The organism is Psychromarinibacter sediminicola, from assembly GCF_029168335.1.
GTDB classification, from domain to species: Bacteria; Pseudomonadota; Alphaproteobacteria; order Rhodobacterales; family Rhodobacteraceae; genus Psychromarinibacter; species Psychromarinibacter sediminicola.
The window spans coordinates 19,970-38,794 of the sequence record NZ_JARGYC010000014.1 but is presented as its reverse complement, the minus strand read 5'-3'; the positions used below and the strand labels follow the sequence as shown (position 1 = coordinate 38,794).

The 18,825-nt window shown below is 69.7% G+C and carries 20 protein-coding genes; 6 read left to right on the top strand and 14 right to left on the bottom strand.

What is annotated here, in order from left to right; all coding sequences use genetic code 11:
- Positions 1-113 precede the first annotated feature (113 nt).
- Both glnA and P1J78_RS07240 read right to left on the bottom strand, forming a co-directional pair.
- The gene (gene glnA / locus P1J78_RS07245; RefSeq protein ID WP_275566663.1) at positions 114-1,520 is read right to left on the bottom strand and encodes a type I glutamate--ammonia ligase; all 1,407 of its coding nucleotides are present in this window, start codon (positions 1,518-1,520) and stop codon (positions 114-116) included.
- Positions 1,521-1,619: 99 nt separating this feature from the next.
- The gene (locus P1J78_RS07240; protein ID WP_275566662.1) at positions 1,620-1,958 is read right to left on the bottom strand and encodes a P-II family nitrogen regulator; all 339 of its coding nucleotides are present in this window, start codon (positions 1,956-1,958) and stop codon (positions 1,620-1,622) included.
- 177 nt (positions 1,959-2,135) lie between these two features.
- Here P1J78_RS07240 and P1J78_RS07235 point away from each other — a divergent pair, with 177 nt between their 5' ends.
- The 5 genes from P1J78_RS07235 to P1J78_RS07215 all read left to right on the top strand — a co-directional run bounded on the left by P1J78_RS07235 (position 2,136) and on the right by P1J78_RS07215 (position 7,794).
- Positions 2,136-3,725, top strand: coding sequence for an NAD(P)H-hydrate dehydratase (locus P1J78_RS07235; RefSeq protein ID WP_275566661.1), 1,590 nt, complete (start codon positions 2,136-2,138; stop codon positions 3,723-3,725).
- Positions 3,726-3,816: 91 nt separating this feature from the next.
- On the top strand, positions 3,817-4,518 hold the full coding sequence (locus P1J78_RS07230) for an SDR family NAD(P)-dependent oxidoreductase (protein ID WP_275566660.1): 702 nt from the start codon (positions 3,817-3,819) through the stop codon (positions 4,516-4,518).
- A 127-nt stretch (positions 4,519-4,645) separates the two neighbouring features.
- Complete coding sequence (locus P1J78_RS07225) at positions 4,646-5,911, top strand: glycerate kinase type-2 family protein (RefSeq protein WP_275566659.1); 1,266 nt, start codon at positions 4,646-4,648, stop codon at positions 5,909-5,911.
- A gap of 543 nt (positions 5,912-6,454) precedes the next feature.
- On the top strand, positions 6,455-7,174 hold the full coding sequence (locus tag P1J78_RS07220) for a Hint domain-containing protein (protein ID WP_309568111.1): 720 nt from the start codon (positions 6,455-6,457) through the stop codon (positions 7,172-7,174).
- Positions 7,175-7,374: 200 nt separating this feature from the next.
- Positions 7,375-7,794, top strand: a complete 420-nt coding sequence (locus tag P1J78_RS07215; protein ID WP_275566658.1) for a hypothetical protein — start codon at positions 7,375-7,377, stop codon at positions 7,792-7,794.
- 8 nt (positions 7,795-7,802) lie between these two features.
- On the opposite strand, the gene P1J78_RS07210 is transcribed toward P1J78_RS07215, so the two are convergent.
- From P1J78_RS07210 to P1J78_RS07160, 11 genes are all read right to left on the bottom strand, one after another.
- Positions 7,803-8,405, bottom strand: a complete 603-nt coding sequence (locus P1J78_RS07210; RefSeq protein ID WP_275566657.1) for a nucleotidyltransferase family protein — start codon at positions 8,403-8,405, stop codon at positions 7,803-7,805.
- Positions 8,402-9,706: a branched-chain amino acid ABC transporter permease gene (locus tag P1J78_RS07205; protein WP_275566656.1), complete on the bottom strand. Its 1,305-nt coding sequence runs from the start codon at positions 9,704-9,706 to the stop codon at positions 8,402-8,404. The genes P1J78_RS07210 and P1J78_RS07205 overlap by 4 nt, the downstream gene beginning before the upstream one ends.
- The gene (locus tag P1J78_RS07200; protein ID WP_275566655.1) at positions 9,703-10,713 is read right to left on the bottom strand and encodes a branched-chain amino acid ABC transporter permease; all 1,011 of its coding nucleotides are present in this window, start codon (positions 10,711-10,713) and stop codon (positions 9,703-9,705) included. Before P1J78_RS07200 ends, P1J78_RS07205 begins: the two co-directional genes overlap by 4 nt.
- A 19-nt stretch (positions 10,714-10,732) precedes the next feature.
- Complete coding sequence (locus tag P1J78_RS07195) at positions 10,733-11,128, bottom strand: hypothetical protein (RefSeq protein WP_275566654.1); 396 nt, start codon at positions 11,126-11,128, stop codon at positions 10,733-10,735.
- A 229-nt stretch (positions 11,129-11,357) separates the two neighbouring features.
- Positions 11,358-11,711, bottom strand: a complete 354-nt coding sequence (locus tag P1J78_RS07190) for a hypothetical protein (protein ID WP_275566653.1) — start codon at positions 11,709-11,711, stop codon at positions 11,358-11,360.
- A gap of 98 nt (positions 11,712-11,809) precedes the next feature.
- Positions 11,810-12,637, bottom strand: coding sequence for an ABC transporter ATP-binding protein (locus P1J78_RS07185; protein ID WP_275566652.1), 828 nt, complete (start codon positions 12,635-12,637; stop codon positions 11,810-11,812).
- Positions 12,634-13,215, bottom strand: a complete 582-nt coding sequence (locus P1J78_RS07180; protein WP_275566651.1) for a hypothetical protein — start codon at positions 13,213-13,215, stop codon at positions 12,634-12,636. Before P1J78_RS07180 ends, P1J78_RS07185 begins: the two co-directional genes overlap by 4 nt.
- Positions 13,212-13,772 carry a hypothetical protein gene (locus tag P1J78_RS07175; protein WP_275566650.1) on the bottom strand — a complete coding sequence of 187 codons (561 nt, stop codon included), beginning with the start codon at positions 13,770-13,772 and terminating at the stop codon, positions 13,212-13,214. Before P1J78_RS07175 ends, P1J78_RS07180 begins: the two co-directional genes overlap by 4 nt.
- A gap of 27 nt (positions 13,773-13,799) precedes the next feature.
- A complete protein-coding gene (locus P1J78_RS07170; RefSeq protein WP_275566649.1) occupies positions 13,800-14,588 on the bottom strand; it encodes an ABC transporter ATP-binding protein in 789 nt (262 codons plus the stop codon).
- Positions 14,589-14,655: 67 nt separating this feature from the next.
- A complete protein-coding gene (locus P1J78_RS07165; RefSeq protein WP_275566648.1) occupies positions 14,656-15,855 on the bottom strand; it encodes an ABC transporter substrate-binding protein in 1,200 nt (399 codons plus the stop codon).
- 118 nt (positions 15,856-15,973) lie between these two features.
- Positions 15,974-16,753: a class I SAM-dependent methyltransferase gene (locus P1J78_RS07160; protein ID WP_275566647.1), complete on the bottom strand. Its 780-nt coding sequence runs from the start codon at positions 16,751-16,753 to the stop codon at positions 15,974-15,976.
- A 289-nt stretch (positions 16,754-17,042) separates the two neighbouring features.
- Here P1J78_RS07160 and P1J78_RS07155 point away from each other — a divergent pair, with 289 nt between their 5' ends.
- On the top strand, positions 17,043-17,732 hold the full coding sequence (locus P1J78_RS07155; protein ID WP_275566646.1) for an efflux RND transporter periplasmic adaptor subunit: 690 nt from the start codon (positions 17,043-17,045) through the stop codon (positions 17,730-17,732).
- A 64-nt stretch (positions 17,733-17,796) separates the two neighbouring features.
- Here the strand turns inward: P1J78_RS07155 and P1J78_RS07150 are convergent, their stop codons facing one another.
- Entirely contained in the window at positions 17,797-18,801 is a 1,005-nt protein-coding gene (locus tag P1J78_RS07150) for a GlxA family transcriptional regulator (RefSeq protein WP_275566645.1), read from the bottom strand.
- Positions 18,802-18,825 lie beyond the last annotated feature (24 nt).

Sequence of the window (18,825 nt, the reverse complement as noted above, 5' to 3'; positions counted from 1 at the left end):
GAGACCTTGGCGCGTCCTTTGCCGAAGGGGGACGTGCGCCCGTCAGGGCCGGGGAGGTCCACAAAGAAAGGGCGCCCGTGGGCGCCCTTTCCGGTCTCCGAGCGCGACGGCGCTCAGCAGCTGTAGTACATCTTGAACTCGACCGGGTGCGGGGTGTGCTCGAAGGCGTAGATCTCTTCCCACTTGAGCTCCATGTAGCCCTCGATCTGGTCGCGGGTGAACACGTCGCCGGCCAGCAGGAAGTCCATGTCCTTCTCCAGCTCGTCCATCGCCTCGCGCAAGGAAGCACAGACTGTCGGGATACCGGCCAACTCCTCGGGGGGCAGGTCGTAGAGGTCCTTGTCCATGGCTTCGCCCGGGTGGATCTTGTTCTTGATCCCGTCGATCCCGGCCATCAGCAGGGCGGCGAAGCACAGATAGGGGTTCGCCGACGGGTCGGGGAAACGCGCCTCGACCCGCTTCGCCTTGGGCGACTCGGTCCACGGGATACGCACGCAGCCCGAGCGGTTCCGCGCCGAATAGGCCCGCAGCACCGGCGCCTCGAAGCCCGGGATCAGACGCTTGTAGGAGTTGGTCGACGGGTTGGTGAAGGCGTTGAGCGCCTTGGCGTGCTTCAGGACGCCGCCGATATAGAACAGCGCCTCGTCCGAGAGATCGGCGTACTTGTCGCCCGCAAAGAGCGGCTTGCCGTCCTTCCAGATCGACATGTTCACGTGCATGCCGGTGCCGTTGTCGCCGGCGATCGGCTTCGGCATGAAGGTCGCCGACTTGCCGTAGGCCTGCGCCACCTGGTGGATGACGTATTTGTACTTCTGCAGCTGGTCGCCCTGGTCGGTCAGCGACGAGAAGATCAGCCCCAGCTCGTGCTGGCACGAGGCGACCTCGTGGTGGTGCTTGTCCACCTTCATGCCGATCCGCTTCATCGTCGACAGCATCTCCGAGCGGATGTCCTGGCCGTCATCGACCGGCGGCACCGGGAAATAGCCGCCCTTGACGCCCGGGCGATGGCCCATATTGCCCATCTCGTAATCGGTGTCGGTGTTCCAGGCGGCGTCCAGCGCGTCGACCTCGTAGGAGACCTTGTTCATCGACAGCGAGTACTTGACGTTGTCGAACAGGAAGAACTCGGCCTCCGGCCCGAAGAAGGCGCTGTCGCCGATGCCCGACGACTTCAGATAGGCCTCGGCCTTCTCGGCGGTGCCGCGCGGGTCGCGGTCATAGAGCTCGCCGGTATCCGGCTCGACGATCGAGCAGTGCACGGCCATCGTCTTCTCGGCGAAGAACGGGTCCATGTAGGCCGAGTCGGTATCGGGCATCAGCTTCATGTCGGACTGGTCGATCGACTTCCAGCCGGCGATGGAGGAGCCGTCGAACATGAAGCCCTCGTCCAGGAAGTCCTCGTCGACCTCGTCGGACAGGATCGTCACGTGCTGCAGCTTGCCGCGCGGGTCGGTGAAGCGGATGTCGACGTACTCGACCTCTTCGTCCTGGATGGTCTTTAGCAGGTCAGATTTGCTCATTGTCTTTCCCTTGTCGTGTGTTCGGAATGTCTGGTTGTGGGTGCGCCGGGGGCACGCCGCCCGCCCGCCGGTCGGGTCCGTCCGCGGGCGCGCCGCGGATTACAGGGCGTCGGGCCCGGATTCGCCGGTGCGGATGCGGATCGCCTGTTCGACCGTCGAGACGAAGATCTTGCCGTCGCCGATCTTGTCGGTCTTCGCCGCGCCGATGATCGCGTCGACCGCCGCATCGACCTGGTCGGAGTCCAGCACCACCTCGATCTTCACCTTGGGCAGAAAATCGACGACGTACTCGGCGCCGCGGTAAAGTTCGGTATGGCCCTTCTGGCGGCCGAAGCCCTTCACCTCGATGACAGAGAGCCCCTGCACGCCGATCTCCTGCAGCGCTTCCTTCACTTCATCAAGCTTGAACGGCTTGATGATCGCCTCGATCTTCTTCATCTGCTGCGACTCCCTGGATACCGTGCGGTCTGTGGTTCAAGATCATTTCCGCCGCCGCGCCACAATTCGCGAGGGGGACGCGGTGCGGAGGCTCCTCGGGGATTTGTCTACGATGCCCAAAGTTTATGCAACATGCTCTGTGACGGAGCGTTCTGCGAACAGGGAAGGCGCAGCGAAATGACGGAATTGCTGACATCGGCCCAGATGCGCGCCATCGAACAGGCCGCGATCGCGTCCGGAGAGGTCACCGGGCTGACCCTGATGGAGCGCGCCGGCCGCGGCGTGGTGGCGGCCGCCTTCGGGCAATGGCCGGATCTGCGGGCGGCGCCGCAGCGGGCGGTGGTGCTGTGCGGGCCGGGCAACAACGGCGGCGACGGCTTCGTCGTGGCGCGGCTGCTGAAGGAGCGGGGCTGGGAGGTGGCGCTGTACCTGTTCGGCGACCCGGAGAAGCTGCCGCCGGATGCCAGGACGAACCACGACCGCTGGGCCGCGATGGGGCCAGTCGCGCCGATGGACGCCGCGGCGATCGCCGCGGGCTGGCGCGGCACGGTCCGGCTGGTGGTCGACGCGGTGTTCGGCACCGGCCTGACCCGGCCGGTCGGGGGCGAGATCCATGCGGCGCTCGCCGCGATCCAAGGCGAGATCGACCGTGCCCGTGACCGGACCGCCGCCGCCGTGGTGGCGGTGGATGCGCCCAGCGGGTTGTGCATGGACAGCGGCCGCCGCCTGCGCGACGCGGAGGGTGCCGCGCCGGTTCCGCCGTTGCCGGCCGACCTGACCGTCGCCTTTCACAAGGCCAAGCTCGGGCATTACCTGGCCGAGGGGCCGGCCGCCTGCGGCCGGGTCGTCGTCCACGATATCGGGCTCGACCCGAAATGGAACGCCGAGGCCGAGCCGCCCATTACCCGGCGCGTCACCGAGGTCTCGGCGGCAGAGCTCGACAAGCGCGGCGGCGATCACAAATACGGCTATGGCCACGCGCTGGTCCTGTCCGGCGGCGCCGGGCGGGGCGGCGCGGCGCGGATGGCGGCGCGGGGGGCGCTGCGCATCGGCGCGGGGCTGGTGACGGTGGGCTGTCCGCCCGGCGCGCTGCAGGAGAACGCGGCGCAGCTCGACGCGGTCATGCTGCGGTCCGTGGGGGCGGACGCGGACCTGTCGTCGATGCTGGAGGCGGACGATCGGCTGAACGCGCTGTGCCTCGGCCCCGGCCTCGGCACCGGCGCGCGGGAGCGGCAGCTGGTGGCCGCTGCGCTGCGCGCCGGCAGGGCCACTGTGCTCGACGCCGACGCCCTGACGCTCATCGCGCAGGATCCTGCGCTCTTCGCGGCGCTGCACGAGGCTTGCGTTCTCACCCCGCATGCCGGCGAATTCGCGCGCCTGTTCCCCGAAATCGCGAGGAGGCTCGGCGACGCGCCGACGAGCGGCCCTGCCTATTCCCGGCTCGATGCCGCGCGCGCGGCCGCGGCGCGGGCCGGCTGCACCGTTCTTCTCAAGGGGCCGGACACGGTAATCGCGACGCCCGACGGCGAGGCGGTCGTCAACGCGGCCGCCTACGACCGCGCCGCGCCGTGGCTGGCAACCGCCGGGGCAGGGGACGTTCTTTCGGGTTTCGTCGCCGGCCTGCTGGCCCGCGGTCTCGCGCCGATGCGGGCCGCCGAGGCGGCCGCCTGGCTGCATGTGGAGGCGGCGCGCGAGGTCGGCCCCGGGCTGATCGCCGAGGATCTGCCCGAGGCGCTGCCGCGCGTGCTGCGCGGGCTGGGCCTGTAGCGCAGGGGTCTGCGCGTCGGGCGAAATGGACGGGCGCCGCCGGCCACGACCCGTGTTAGCATGGGGCGACGCGCTGCACAGGGAGGTGGACATGGCGGAGGGCGTTTGTGCGATCATCGGGCACGGGCCCGGTCTGGGCCGGGCCTATGCGCGCGCCTTCCACGGCGCCGGCTACGACTTGGCGTTGCTGAGCCGGTCGGGCGCGGGCCTCGACGACGCGGGCGAAAGGCCGGCGGTCGCCGCCTATCCCTGCGACGCCGGCGATGCGGAGGCGCTGACCGCGGCGCTGGAGCGCGTCGAGCGGGATCTGGGCCCCGTCGACGTGCTGATCCACAACGCCGACATCGCCCGGTTCGGCGCGCTGGAGGAGATCGCGGCGGATCAGTTCGAACAAAGCTGGCAGGTCGCGGCCCTGGGGCTCTTCGCGGCGGCGCGGCTGCTGGGGCCTCGGATGGCCGAGCGCGGGGCGGGCACGATCCTGGTCTCCGGCGCCACGGCGTCGCTTCGGGGCAATGTCTGGACCACGGCCTTCGCGCCGGCCAAGGCGGCGCAGAGGGTGCTGGCCCAGTCGCTGGCGAAACAGCTCGGTCCCCGGGGCGTGCATGTGGCCTATCTGGTCATCGACGGGGTGATCGACACCGAAGACACGCGCACCAATTTCGCCCCCGACGCGCCGGACGACTTCTTCCTGCAGCCCGACCGCATCGCCGAGGCGGCGCTGATGCTGACGCGGCAGCATCGCTCGGCCTGGACCTTCGAGCTGGACCTTCGGCCGTTCGGCGAAAAGTGGTAGCGGCCGCCGGGTTTCGGGCGGATGACGGATGACGGGACGCCCCGCGGTCGGGGGAAAAAACGACCGGGGGAAAAACCTGCGTTTCCGGCGTGACGCCGGTGCGTATCTGTGGTCCTGTCCGCGCATGATGTCCCAGACCGACCGATCGCTTCTGACCCGCATGTTCGAGGCCGCCGTGGCCGCCGCCGATCCCAACGAGGCGCTGCGCGCCCATCTGCCCGAGCGGCCGCCCGGCCGCACCGTGGTCATCGGCGCCGGCAAGGGCGCGGCGCAGATGGCGGCCGCCTTCGAGGATCTCTGGGGCGACCCGGTGGAGGGCGTCGTCGTGACCCGCTACGGCTATGCCGCGCCCTGCCGCCACCTGCAGGTGCTGGAAGCCGCGCATCCGGTGCCCGACGCCGCCGGGCTCGCCGCGGCGGAGGCGCTGCGGGGCGCGGTATCGGGCCTGACCGAGGACGACCTCGTGGTGGCGCTGATCTGCGGCGGCGGATCGGCGCTGCTGCCGGCGCCGCCCGAGGGGCTGTCGCTGGAGGACGAGGTGGCGCTGAACAGCGCGCTTCTGTCCTCGGGCGCGCCGATCTCGGCGATGAACGCGATCCGGAAGCAGGTCAGCGGGATCAAGGGCGGCCGGCTCGCGGCGGCGGCGCATCCCGCGCGGGTGGTCAGCCTGATCGTGTCGGACGTGCCGGGCGACGATCCCGCACAGGTCGCCTCGGGCCCCACCGTGGCCGATGCCGTCGGGCGGGCAGAGGCGATGGCGCATGTCCGCACCTACGGCATCGCCCTGCCGGAGGCGGTGCAGCGCCACCTGGAGACGGCGCCCGAGGACGCGCCGAAGCCCGACGATCCGGCCTTCGCCCGCGACCGCGTACATGTCGTCGCCTCGGCGGCGAAGTCGCTGGAGGCCGCCGCCGCGGTCGCCGAGGCGGCGGGGGTTCCGGCCGCGATCCTGTCGGATGCGATGGAGGGCGAGGCGCGCGAGGTCGGCCGCGTGCTGGCCGCCATCGCGCGCGAGGTGCGCAGCCGGGGTCGCCCGTTCCAGCCGCCCGTCGTGCTGCTGTCGGGCGGCGAGACGACGGTGACGCTGGACGGGGCCGGCGGGCGCGGCGGGCGCAACAGCGAGTTCCTGCTGTCCTGCCTCATGGGCCTCGACGGCGTGGAGGGCGTGACGGCGCTGGCCGCCGATACCGACGGGATCGACGGATCCGAGGACAATGCCGGCGCGTTCGGCGACGGCGACAGCTGTGCCCGGCTGCGCGCCGGGGGGCTGGATCCGGCGGAGCTTCTGGCGGCGCACCGGTCCTGGGATGCTTTTTCGGCGCTGGAGGATCTGTTCGTGCCGGGGCCGACGGGGACCAACGTGAACGATTTCCGGGCCATCCTGATCCGCTGAGCGGGCAGGGTGCGGCGAAATGTGATTCGATTTGAGATCAATCCGTTAACGGGGGCGGGCGCAACAATGCCGCGCGCGTCCGCCGGATTGATACCGGGTGGCGAATAGTGGCGGAACTGTGGCAGACGGCGCTGCGAGCGGCAGGACGGCCTGATGGAGTGGCAGCCCGATTGCGGATCATTCGGAAACACTGGACGGGGCGGCCGGGCTGACGCGATGAGCGTCGCCCTTGTCGTCTCCCTTCAGCAACGCCTTCCGTTCATAGGATATTATCCGGGTCTTGGCCCGCGCGCCCGGACGGCGCCCCGGGTCGACCGGGCCGCCATCGTCCCGGAAACCGCAACAATCGGCCGCGATCCGCCCGCCGGAGATGGCCGGAGTCGGGCGACATCTTGACCGGTTCTGCCCAAAACTGCCGCAAAGTCACCATAATTGCGCTTCGCGCCGGCGGACTGCGCCGGTAACTTTTCAGACATCGGGAGTAGGCGAGGCCGGCGGCCGCCAGTGGCGGATCGGCGGCCCGGAACAAGACAATCGGGTGCGATGACCATGGTGAAGTACGAGCGAGACTGGACGGCGATACAGGACGGCGACGGCGTGCCGGCGCCGGTGGGGGCGCCGGTGCGGCCCGGGCGTCAGGAGGGGCGTCAGGAGACGGCCGATTCCGCCGCTACGACTCCCTGTTTCACCCCCGGCACGCAGATCGCGACGGCGCGCGGCGCGGTGGCGGTGGAGGACCTGGCGCCCGGCGACCGCGTGGTGACGCGCGACAACGGGCTTCAGGAGGTGCGCTGGGTCGGCGCGAAGCGGATGAGCGGCCGCGACCTGCTCCGGCGGCCGCATCTGCGCCCCGTGCTGATCCGCCAGGGCGCGCTCGGCAATGGCCAGCCGGCGCAGGACATGCTCTTGAGCCCCAACCACCGGGTGCTCGTGGCCTCCGACCAGACGCAGCTTTATTTCGAGGAGCGCGAGGTGCTGTGCTCGGCCAAGCACCTGATCAACAACCGGGGCATCCAGGCGGTACAGACCACGGGCACGACCTATGTGCATTTCATGTTCGACCGCCACGAGGTGGTGCTGTCGGACGGCGCCTGGAGCGAGAGCTTCCAGCCCGGCGACCATTCGCTGCGCGGCATCGGCGCCGCCCAGCGCCAGGAAATCCTGGAGCTGTTTCCCGAGCTGCGCGGTAAGCCGGGGCTGGAGGGGTTTCTTGCCGCGCGGCGCGTGCTGACCCGCACGGAGGCGCGCCGCCTGCAGGAGTAGCGCAAGCGTACATGCAGCCGGCCGGCGTCGTATCCCGCCAGATCGCGCCGGCCGACCCGACCCCGCCGCGATCCGCACCCGTGGCGGGGTCTTCTTTTGCGGGGCCGTCTTTTGCCGGCGGGGGCCTCTGGACAGTCGCGGGCGGGCGGGCCACTCTGGCGCCCGAACGCATCGGGCAGAGAGGCGGAAGAGAGACGGACATGGCGCGCGCGTGGCATCACCTTCCGGTATCGGCGCTGGCGGTTCTGTGGAACCTGCTTCTGGTCGGGGACTATCTGGGGCTTCGCCTGCGGGTTCCGCTCTACGTCTCGAACATGACCCCCGAACAGGTGGCCTGGTACGAGGCGATGCCGCTATGGATGTCCGTCGCCTGGGGCGTCGCGGTCTGGTCGGGGCTGTTCGCGGCGCTGCTGCTGGTGTCACGGATGGCCACGGGGACGTTCTTTGCGCTGTCCTTCCTGGGCTGGCTGGTGCTGGGCGGGGCGCTCATGTATCTGCGCGAGCCATCGCTTCTGGAGGCGACCGGCGAGGCGGGCGTCTACATGATGGCCGCCGCGGCCGTCGCCGCCTTCCTGTTCTTCGTCTACGCCCGCTGGATGCGTGCCCGGCTGCGGCACTGACGCCGCGCTCAATCGGCCGCGCGCCGCCAGGCCGCCCAGTCCTCGGGCGTGTCGAGGTCCGTCAGGGCGTGGCGGCCGGGCAGGGGGACGAGCTCCTGCTTCTCGGTGCGCAGGACGTCGCGGCCGCCGGTGTCGCCCTCCAGCGCGGCGAGTGCCGGGAACAGACGGCGCGGCACGATGGCCGGCGCGCCGGGGGTGCCGTCGGCGGCGGCGGCGCGGGTGACGGTGTCGGCGCCGAGCGCGCGGAAGCGGTCGGCCAGGGTCACGAGATCCGCGGTCTCCAGATCCGGCATGTCGGCCTGCAGCATCATCGCGCCGGCGGTCTCCGGCGGCAGGCTGGCAAGCCCGGCCCGGATCGACCGGGACATGCCCTCCGCCGCGCGGTCGACCCGGACGGTCGCGAGCGCGAGCCCCTCCAGCGCCGCAGTCCGATCGGGCCGGTCCGGCCGGTCCGGCGGCAGCAGCACCGTCACCGGCAGGCCCGTTGCCACGGCCCGCCGCGCGCTGCGGCACAGAAGCGGCTCGCCCCCGATCTCCTCCATCAGCTTGTCGCGGCCGCCCATCCGCGCGGACGCCCCCGCGGCGAAGAGCAGGATGGCGACGTCGCTCATCGCTCGGGGATCAGGCCGCGCGGGCTGAACCGGAGCACCAGCACCAGGATCAGCCCCATGGTGAACAGCCGCATATGCGCCGCCGATTCCAGCAGATGCGCCTTCAGCCAATAGCCGTCGGCCATGCCGGCGGTCACGAACTCCATCACCTCGCGGCCGCGCGGCTCGACCTCGACCCAGAGATACCAGACGAGGAACCCGCCCAGCACCGCGCCGAAGTTGTTGCCCGAGCCGCCGACGATCACCATCACCCAGATCAGGAAGGTGAAGCGCAGGGGCTGGTAGGAGGTGGGCGTCAGCTGGCCGTCCAGCGTCGTCATCATCGCGCCGGCGATGCCGCAGACGGCCGAGCCCAGGATGAACACCTGCAGGTGGCGCTTGGTCACGTCCTTGCCCATCGCCTCGGCCGCGACCTCGTTGTCGCGGATGGCGCGCATCATCCGGCCCCAGGGCGAGGCGAGCGCCTTCTGCGACAGCCACAGAAGGATCGCCAGCACCACCACGAACAGCCCGGCATAGGCCAGCTTCACCGTGACCGAGGATGCCGCGACGGGATCGATCCCCCAGCCCTGCATCCGCGCCACGAAGGCGGGCGAGTTCTGCAGGTCGATCTCGTAGGGCACCGGGCGGGGCAGGCCGATCACGTTCTTGACGCCGCGCGACAGCCAGTCCTCGTTCTTCAGCACCGCGATCACGATCTCGGCGATGCCCAGCGTCGCGATGGCCAGGTAGTCCGAGCGCAGCCCCAGCGCCGTCTTGCCGATGGCCCAGGCCGCGCCGGCGGCCAGCAGCCCGCCCACCGGCCAGGCCAGGAAGATCGGCAGGCCCAGCCCGCCCAGATAGCCGGTGCCGGCGGGGTTCACCGACTCCACCGCCTCGACGGCGGGGTCGAAGACCCAGCGGTAGAGGATGAAGCCGACGAGCAGGATGGCGGTGACCGCCAGCGCGCGCGGCCAGCCCCTGGCCAGCCGCCCCCAGACGAAGATCGCCGCCGCGATGGCGCCCGCGCCGATCACCAGTCCCAGGATCAGCCGGCCGCCGCCCGCGGCCCAGGCCTCGGCCACCGGGGGCTGGCCCACCAGCACCGCCGCCAGCCCGCCCAGCGCCACGAAGCCCATGACGCCCACGTTGAACAGCCCCGCATAGCCCCATTGCATGTTCACGCCCAGCGCCATGATCGCGCTGACGAGCCCCATGTTCAGGATGCCCAGCGCCACGTTCCAGCTGCGCTCGAACCCCGACAGAACGATCAGGCCCAGGACGAGCGCGAAGAGCAGGATGCCTCTGACGGTCGGGTTCATACCGCTTTCCCCGCGAAGATGCCGGTGGGGCGGAACAGCAGCACGATCACCAGGATCACGAAGCTGACCGCGAACTTGTAGTCGGTGGACAGAAGCTGGACGAGTCCGTCGGGCTCCCAGGCTTCGGGCACGACATAGGCGATCACCTTCTTCCAGGCATAGGTCACCATGACCTCGGAGAAGGCGATGACGAAGCCGCCGACGATGGCCCCGACGGGCGAGCCGAGCCCGCCGACGATGGCCGAGGCGAAGATCGGCAGCAGGAGCTGGAAGTAGGTGAACGGCTTGAACGACTTGTCGAGGCCGTAGAGCACGCCCGCCAGCGTCGCCAGCGCCGCCACGATGATCCAAGTGATCGCCACGACCCGCTCGGGGTTGATGCCGGACAGCAGCGCCAGATCCTCGTTGTCGGAATAGGCGCGCATCGACTTGCCCGTCCGGGTGCGGTTCAGAAACCAGAACAGCAGCGCCACGGCGATGACGGCAACGACCAGGGTGATCCCCTGGCTGGTCTTGATCGCCAGCCCCTCGCGCAGGCCGGTCAGGTCGCGGAAGACGCGCGCGTTGATGATGAACCGCTCGCCGTCGGCGAAGCGCTGGTCGTCGGGGCCGATGATGAAGCGCACGATGCCGTTCAGCATGAACATCACGCCGATCGAGACGATGACCAGCACCACAGGCTTGGCCTTCTGCGCCCGGTAGAAGGAAAAGATGACCCGGTCGGTGGCCAGCAGGAGCGCCGCCGTCACCACGATCCCCACCGGCAGCGCCAGGAGCGCGGTGGGCAGCGGGCCGAAGGAGACGCCCATGCTCTGCAGCCACCAGGTCATCAGGATCGTCGCCATGGCGCCGAAGGCCATGGTGTCGCCATGGGCGAAGTTGGAAAACCGCAGGATGCCGTAGATCAGCGTGACCCCCAGCGCCCCCAGCGCCAGCTGCGCGCCGTAGGCCACGGCGGGGACGATCACGAAGTTCGACAGCGCGACGAGCGCGTTCAGAAGGTCCATGTCGGTGCGGCCTCCGGTGCTACTGCGTGGCGCATGTGCCGAAATAGCTGGTTGCCACGGCATCCCCGCTTTCGAAATGCGTGCCGTGCTGGGTCATCGCCGCGGCGCCCGAGGCAGTCACGGTCAACAGCAGCGTGCCCATGCCGGCCTCGTGGGGCGGAAAGAGCACCGTGAGCGTCGTGTCGTCGGGGGCAGAGACCGTTTCTCCGGTCACGCCGCCGGCCTCGGTGATCCAGACCCAGCCGCCGCCGTCCGGGACCGCGTCGAGAAACTGCGTGAAGGCGGCCATGTCGCTGCAGCCCTCGCCCGGCGCGCAGACACTGTCGAAGGTGCAGGCCCGTTGCGGCGCGGGATCGGCCGTCGCGGCCAGCGGCGACAGCAGCGCCAGCGCGGCGGCCAGTATGGGTCGCTTCATTCCGGTCGTCCTCCCCTCGGTCTTTCCCCGGCACGGTCATTCGGCGATGCCCCGGCCGGCGCCCGTGCGTTTTTCTGGCGTTGTTCTTGCGTCGTTCGTTCCGAACAGTCTCGGTGTAAACCGCCTGTCCGTCCAGTGCCACCGTCTGCAGGCCGCGCGCCGCCCCGCATCGTGGCATGAATGCCCCGCAGGTCGCCGGGTGCCGGGCCGGCCACGCGCTGCGCGGGGATTAGGCGGGGCCGCAGTGGAGCCAAAGGAGCTCGGCGTCCTCGAAATTGCCGGCCCAGACCGGCGTGCGCAGGATGAGGCCGCCGCCGTCGCCCGTCAGGCGCAGCTGGTAGACGCGGTCGCCCAGCCGCGCCGCGCCGGTGCCCGTGTCGGCGTCCAGCGCGAAGGCCGCGCTGCCGTCCGCCCCCGCCAATGTCGCGCGCGCGCCGTCGAGGGTCAGCGTGAAGACCTCCTGCGCCTCGGCGCATTTGCGGTCGACCATGCAGGTCCGCATGGCCTGGCACGCCAGCGTTTCGGCGGCCGCGCCGGTTGCGCCGGCACAGAGTAGGGCGAGCAGGGGAACGAGGGGTTTCATGGCGGGCAGTCCCGGGGAACGAATGACGATGCCCCATCATGGCGCCACGGTCGCGCATTGCAAGACAATGGGCTGTCCGGCCCGGCGGGCGCGCAGCGTCACCCGCCCAGGAACGACCGGCGCACCTCGTCATCGGCCAGCAATTCGTCGCCGCGCCCGGTATGGGCGTTGCGGCCCTGCACCATCACGTATCCCTTGTCGGCGATCTCCAGCGCCTGTCGGGCGTTCTGTTCCACCATCAGCACGGGCAGGCCGGTGCGGGCGATCTCGATGATCCGGTCGAACAGCTCGTCCATCACGATGGGCGAGACGCCGGCGGTCGGCTCGTCCAGCATCAGTACCTTGGGCTCGGTCATCAGCGCGCGGCCCACCGCGACCTGCTGGCGCTGGCCGCCGGAAAGCTCCCCGGCCTTCTGGCGCCGCTTGTCGCGCAGGATCGGGAACAGGTCGTAGACCTGCTCCATCGTGCGCATGATGTCGTCGCGGCGCAGGAAGGCGCCCATCTCCAGGTTCTCCTCGACCGTCAGCGAGGTGAAGATGTTCGAGGTCTGCGGCACGAAGGCCATGCCCTTGGCCACCCGCGCCTGCGGGGTCAGCGCCGCGATGCTCTCGCCGTCCAGCCGCACGTCGCCGCCGCGCAGGTCGAGCATCCCGAAGACCGCCTTCATCGCGGTCGACTTGCCGGCGCCGTTGGGGCCGACGATCACCGCGATCTGGCCGCGCTCCACCGCGATGGTGCAGGCATGCAGGATGTCCGGGCCGCGGCCGTAGCCGCCCGACATCTCCTCGCCGATCAGGAAGGGCTCGCCCGGGCTGGCCGCGTGGGCATGGCCCGAGTAGTGCCCCGGCCGCAGCGTGCCCACGCCGTCGGGATTGGCGATCGAGCGGTCCTTGTTGCCGCGGTCGTCCTGGTAGGGGTCGCTCATTCGGCGGTCTCCCGCAGTGCGCGCACGGCCTGCAGGTGGCGGTCGCGGTGCTGGTCGGTCAGGGTCTCGGCGCCCTGCAGACTCGTCTGAACGACGAGACGCGCCGCCCCTTCGGCATAGTAGGTGTACATGGTGACATATCCGGTGTCCGGGTTGTGCAGCGCCATGGTGGCGGCGGCCACGTCCGTGCCGAGCGGCGCGAAGGTCTCCAGGATCTCCGCGTCGTCGTAGGTGACGAGGAGGTCTCCGAACCCGGCCAGAAGAGCGGCGACATCGCCCTGATCCGGGTGCCGGGGCAGATCCTCGGCATACGGGATCTCGGCGAAGACCAGCCAGAGCCGGTCGTACTGACCGGTCAGCGAGCGGATGCGGTTGCCGTCCAGCTTGGGAATGAGCGCGACGCCCTCCCAGACGGTCCCCGCCGGGCAGAACTCCGGGGCATCGACGACGACCGGCCGACAGGTCTGTGCCGCGGCCGCGCCCGGCAGGACGGCGCCGAGGCATGCGCCCGCCAGCAGCCCGCGGACCAGGGCGCGCGGCCCCGTCTCGCTCTGTCTCTGGCGGCTCGTCCGGCTCACAGCTCTGGGGCCTCCGGCGTGATCTCGAAGCCGCCGAGGAATTCGCGGTGCAGCGCGCGGGCGCTGGTCTCTTCCACGGCCGGCGCGGTGATGGTCAGGAACTGGATCAGCAGATCGCCCTTCACCAGGTAGGAATGCAGCAGGTTCAAGGGCCGCGTCCCGCCGGGAATGCTGTATTCCAGGTTGCCGGCCGGGGTGCCGTCGACGGTGCCGCCCTCCAGCCGGTCGACGGTGAAGCTTCGGTCGTCGCCGCCCTGGCTGACGGCGAGGTCGCGCAGGATCGCGCGCTCCACCTGCTTGCCGGTGATCTCGCCCGGCGGAACCGTCTCGACGATTACCTTGCCCACGCCGCGGGCGGGGCTGCGGAACAGGGCGATGCCGGTCGGCAGATCGCGGTCGACCGGGCGCCAGGCCTCCTCGCCGCCGCAGAAGGTCAGCTTGGGATGGACCTGCCGGCAGTCCCCGGCCTGCGCGTCCTCGGCCTGCACGTCCTCGGCTTGTACGGGGCCGCACAGGGCGCCGGCCAGCAGGATCGCGGTAATCGAACGGACTGTCATGGTCTTGCCCACCCGTCTTGAGGTGCCTCAGGAGGCGGCCTCGGCCACGGCCTTGTTCTTCAGCCCGGTGCCCAGATACGCCTCGATCACCTGCTCGTTGCCCTTGATCTCGTCGATGGACCCCTGGGCCAGGACCCGGCCCTCGGCCATGCAGATGACCGGGTCGCAGAGCCGGCCGATGAAATCCATGTCGTGCTCGATCATGCAGAACGTATAGCCGCGTTCCTTGTTCAGCCGAAGGATCGCGTCGCCGATGGTGTTCAGCAGCGTGCGGTTCACGCCGGCGCCGACCTCGTCGAGGAACACGATGCGCGCATCCACCATCATCGTCCGGCCGAGCTCCAGAAGCTTCTTCTGCCCGCCGGAGAGGTTGCCGGCCTTCTCATCGGCCAGGTGGTCGATGGTCAGGAATTCCAGGACCTCGTCGGCCTTCTTCGCCAGCTCGCGTTCCTGTTCGGCCACGGCAGCGCGGCGGAACCAGGCGTTCCACAGCGTCTCGCCCGACTGGTCGCCGGGGACCATCATCAAGTTCTCGCGCACCGTCATCGAGGAGAACTCGTGCGCGATCTGGAAGGTGCGCAGCAGGCCCTTCGCGAACAGCGCGTGCGGCGGCAGGCCGGTGATGTCCTCGCCGCCCATGGTCACGCGCCCGGAGGTTGGTTGAAGAACGCCGGCGATCACGTTGAAAAGCGTGGTCTTTCCCGCACCGTTGGGGCCGATCAGGCCGGTGATCGTGCCCTCGGCGATCTCCAGGCTGGCGCCGTCCACGGCGTGGAAGCCGCCGAAATGCTTGTGAAGATCCTCGACGACGATCATCGGCCTGCTCCGGATAGGCGACAGCCCGGCCGTCCGGGCCGGGCTGTGCAGAGGGTCGTTGACGGGCTCAGCGGAACTGCACCGTGGAGTAGTCCGCGTCCTCGATGACGTATTCGCGATAGGTCCCGGCAGCTTCGCCCGGGCCGATCAGCTCGACATTGGTGGCGCCGACATAGTCGACCTCACCGCCCTCGGCGAGAATTTCGAGCGCCTTGCCCAGCTCGCCCGGCAGGATCTCCTCGCCCGGCGCGTTGGCCACGTCCATCAGGTTCTCGGCCGCCGCCGCGCTGGTGGCTTCGCCGCCCGCCTGCATCGCCAGCGCCAGCAGCGCCGCCGCGTCATAGCTTTCGCGGGTGAAGGAGCTGTCGCCGTTCACGCCGGCCTCCTCGGTGATCTCGGCGAACGCCTCGGCGCCTTCGCCCTCGGACCACGGCACGGCGCCGAAGGAGCCCTCCATGTACTCGCCGAGATCGGCGAGCAGCGCGTCGGCATACATGCCGTCGCCCATCATGAAGGTGTCGAAGGCGCCCGAATCGATGGAGGACTGGATGATGCCCTTGCCGCCCTGGTCGGCATAGCCCAGCACCACCAGAACCTCGCCGCCGGCGGAGGCCAGCGTCGCGACTTCGGCGGAATAGTCGGCCTTGCCGTCTTCATGGGGCACGTTCGCGGTCACGGTGCCGCCCATGTCCTCGAAGTTCGAGATGAAGCTGTCGGACAGGCCCTTGCCGTAGTCGTTGTTGGTGTAGGTGACGGCGACCTCGGTGATGCCCCGGGACTCGAGGATGTTGGCCAGAACCTCGCCCTGCCGCGCGTCGGACGGCGAGGTGCGGAAGAACAGGCCGTTATCCTCGGCGGTCGACAGGGCCGGCGACGTGGCCGAGGGCGACACCATCGGGATGCCGTTCGGCACCGCGACATTGGCCAGCACCGCGCCGGTCACGCCGGAACAGTCGGCGCCCATGATCGCGACGACGCCTTCGGAGGTCACCAGACGCTCGGCCGCGGCGGTGGCGGCGGCGCTGTCGATGCAGGTGGAGTCGGCGCGCACCGACTCGAGCATCATCCCGTCCAGGATGCCGCCCGCCTCGTTGATCTCCTCCATCGCCAGTTCGGCGCTGTCGGCCATCTGCGGCGTGAGGGATTCGATCGGGCCGGTAAAGCCCAGGATGACACCGATCTTGACGGTGTCGGAGTGGCTGGCCGCATGCGCGGCGCCGGCGGTCATCGCCGCAAGCGCGGCAGAGGCCATGAGCAGCTTTTTCATTGTAGACTCCCTGTGGTTGGCCGTTATGGGGGCGGAGCCTAAGACGCCGCAGGAAAAAAGGAAAGCCCGGCCGTCGGGGCCGGGCCGTGCCGGGGCGCCGAAAGGGGCCGGTGGCGGCTCAGGCGGCGCGCGCCGCCGTCGCCGCGGTCACCAGGTGCATCCGCGCCGCCTTGCCGTCGGCCGCGGTGCCCACGCGCCGCAGCGGGCCCAGCCCGGTGAGCGGCTGCGCGATCTCGCGGATCCGGCGCAGGCGCAGATCCAGGATGACCGACCCGCCGGGGCGCACGGCCATGCGCAGAAAGCTCCGGTAGGGCGCGCAGGAGAAAGCGAAGCCGCAGGAGAGAAGGCTGACGGCAAGGTCGATGTCGCGCACCTGCGACAGGTTCTGACGTGTGGGGTTCAGCGTCTCGATCCGCGCGGGCGCACAGCCGTTCGCCACCAGGAACCGCCGGGCCGTCTCCAGGTTGGCGGTGCCGGAGCCGGTCTCGGAGTATTTCACCGCGCGCGCGCCGGCCGTCTCGCTGTCGATCAGCACCAATTCGGCGCCGAATTCGGCCTGGGCGAACAGGTCGAAGAATCCGTAGCCGCAGCCGATATCGGCGATGCGCGCCGGGCGAAGCGTCTGCAGCAGGCCGCGCAGGGCGCGGTATTCGAGAAAGACGAAGGCCACGGCGCGGGCCACCAGCGCCTGCCGGTGCTGCCGCGCGATCCGCAGAAGCGGCGCATCGTCGCCGCGCGCCCAGGCGCGGATCGCGTCGGCCTGGCCGCGAATGTCGTGCAGGACCTCGGAGCGCTGCAGCGCCACATTGGCGATATCGCTCTCGCCGAACATCGAGAAATCCAGCGACCGGATCGCCGGGCCGTCCGCCATCCGGAGGGCCGCTTCGAACCTGTTCATAGATCGTACCTCAATTCCATGGGTTCCGCAGGACTGTTTCCCGGTATGCCGCCCCAATATGGCGACAGAATGGGCCTCGCCGGGCGATGATGCGGCCCCGGGGCCGTCAATTGCCCGCCGGGGACGGCGGGACTTCGCCGAGACGCCACGGCGGTCCGGCAACGGAGCGCCCAGCCCGCCGGAGCCCCTCGCAATCCCCGCGCGTCATTGCTCTTTTAGAAGGCCAGGCCCGCGCGATCCCTCACGCCCGGGCCCCGTCAATCAGTTCGTCAATCAGGAGGACTCACTCATGAGCAGTACCCCGGTTCGTTCCGCGCGCCATCTTCTGCGCGCCACCGGCCTTGCCCTCGTGCTTCTCGGCGCAGCCGGCGTCACCGTGGCCCCCGTCGCCTGGGACGCCGCCCATGCCGGGAACGGCAACGGCAATAACGGCAACAATGGCAATGGCAATGGCAACGGCAACGGCAACGGCAATAACGGGAACGGTAATAACGGCAACCAGGGCAACAACGGCAACCAGGGCAACACCGCCCCGGCCAACGCCACGCAGGCCGCGAATGCCCAGTCGAATGCCGGCGGGAGCGAGCGCGGCCGTCTCGCGCGGGAACTGAAGGGGCTGAACGCCGCCCATGCCAGCCCCACGGCGCTGGCCAATGCCGCGCCGGACAGCATGCCGGGCAAGCTGAACACCTACAAGACGTCGTATCAGGCCGCCGTGACGGCGCAGCAGACCATGCTGGCCGCCGAGCAGGAGCTCACCCGGCTGCAGAACCTGTCCCAGCAGGAGATCGACGAGGAGTTCGCAAGTCAGGCGGAGTATGACGCCGCGCTCGCGCAGGCCCAGCAGGAATATGACGACGCGGAGTTGGCCTTCAATCAGGCCAGCCAGACGCTGAACAACAGCTACGCGGAGCTCACCGGCGGCCGGGATCTGTCCCCGGAAGCCGATGCCGAACTGCACAGGCTCCTGGGGCTGTAAGAGATCGGGCCGGGCCCCCCGCCGCGGGGCCCGTTGCCCGGGGCCTGTACGTCCGACTGCCTGGCTAGACGGACAGGCCCGCCGACTGGCTGCCGCGCTCGCGGTAGGGCGTGGTGTTGTAATGCGCGCGGTAGCATTTCGAGAAATGCGACGGGCTCGCGAAGCCGCAGGCCAGCGCCACGTTGATCACGCTCATGTCGGTCTGCATCAGCAGGTTGCGCGCCTTCAGCAACCGAAGCTCCATGTAGTAGCGCTTGGGCGAGCGGTTCAGGTAGCGGCGGAACAGCCGCTCCAGCTGCCGCGTCGACATGCCCACCTGCTTGGCCAGGATCGCGGGGCTGATCGGCTCCTCGATATTCTGCTCCATCATCTGGATCACCTGGCTGAGCTTGGGATGCCGCACGCCGATCCGGGTGGGCACCGACAGCCGCTGCACGTCCTGGTCGGTGCGGATGGTGGAATAGATCAGCTGGTCGGCCACCGCGTTGGCCAGATCCTCGCCATGGTCCTGCGCGATGATCTTCAGCATCAGGTCGATGGAGGAGGTGCCGCCGGCGGTGGTGAGCCGGTTGCCGTCCATCACGAAGACCGACTTGGTCAGCGTGACCTCGTCGAACTCCTCGGCAAAGCTGTCCTGGTTCTCCCAGTGGATCGTCGCGCGCTTGCCGTCCAGGAGGCCGGCCTTGGCCAGCGTGTAGCCGGCGGTACACAAGCCCCCGACGGTCGCGCCGCGCCGCGCCTCGCGGCGGAGCCAGTTGAGCATCCGCCGCGTCGACGCCTCCTGCACCTTGATCCCGGCGCAGACGAGGATCGTATCCTCGCGCGAGAGCTCTTCCAGGTCGGAATCCAGCTTGAAGGAAATCCCGGCCGAGCAGGTGGCGAAGTCGCCGCCTTCGCCCGCCGTGGTCCAGGTATAGAGCGTCCGCCCCGCCATCCGGTTGGCGATGCGCAGCGCCTCCATGGCGCTGGCAAAGGACAGAAGCGTGAACTGTTCGAGCAGCACGAATACGAACCGCCGGGGCTTTGCCCCGGGATTGGCCACCTTGATCGGGTCGCGACTCACATCCATTTCTATGCGGTCCTGTTCGCTATC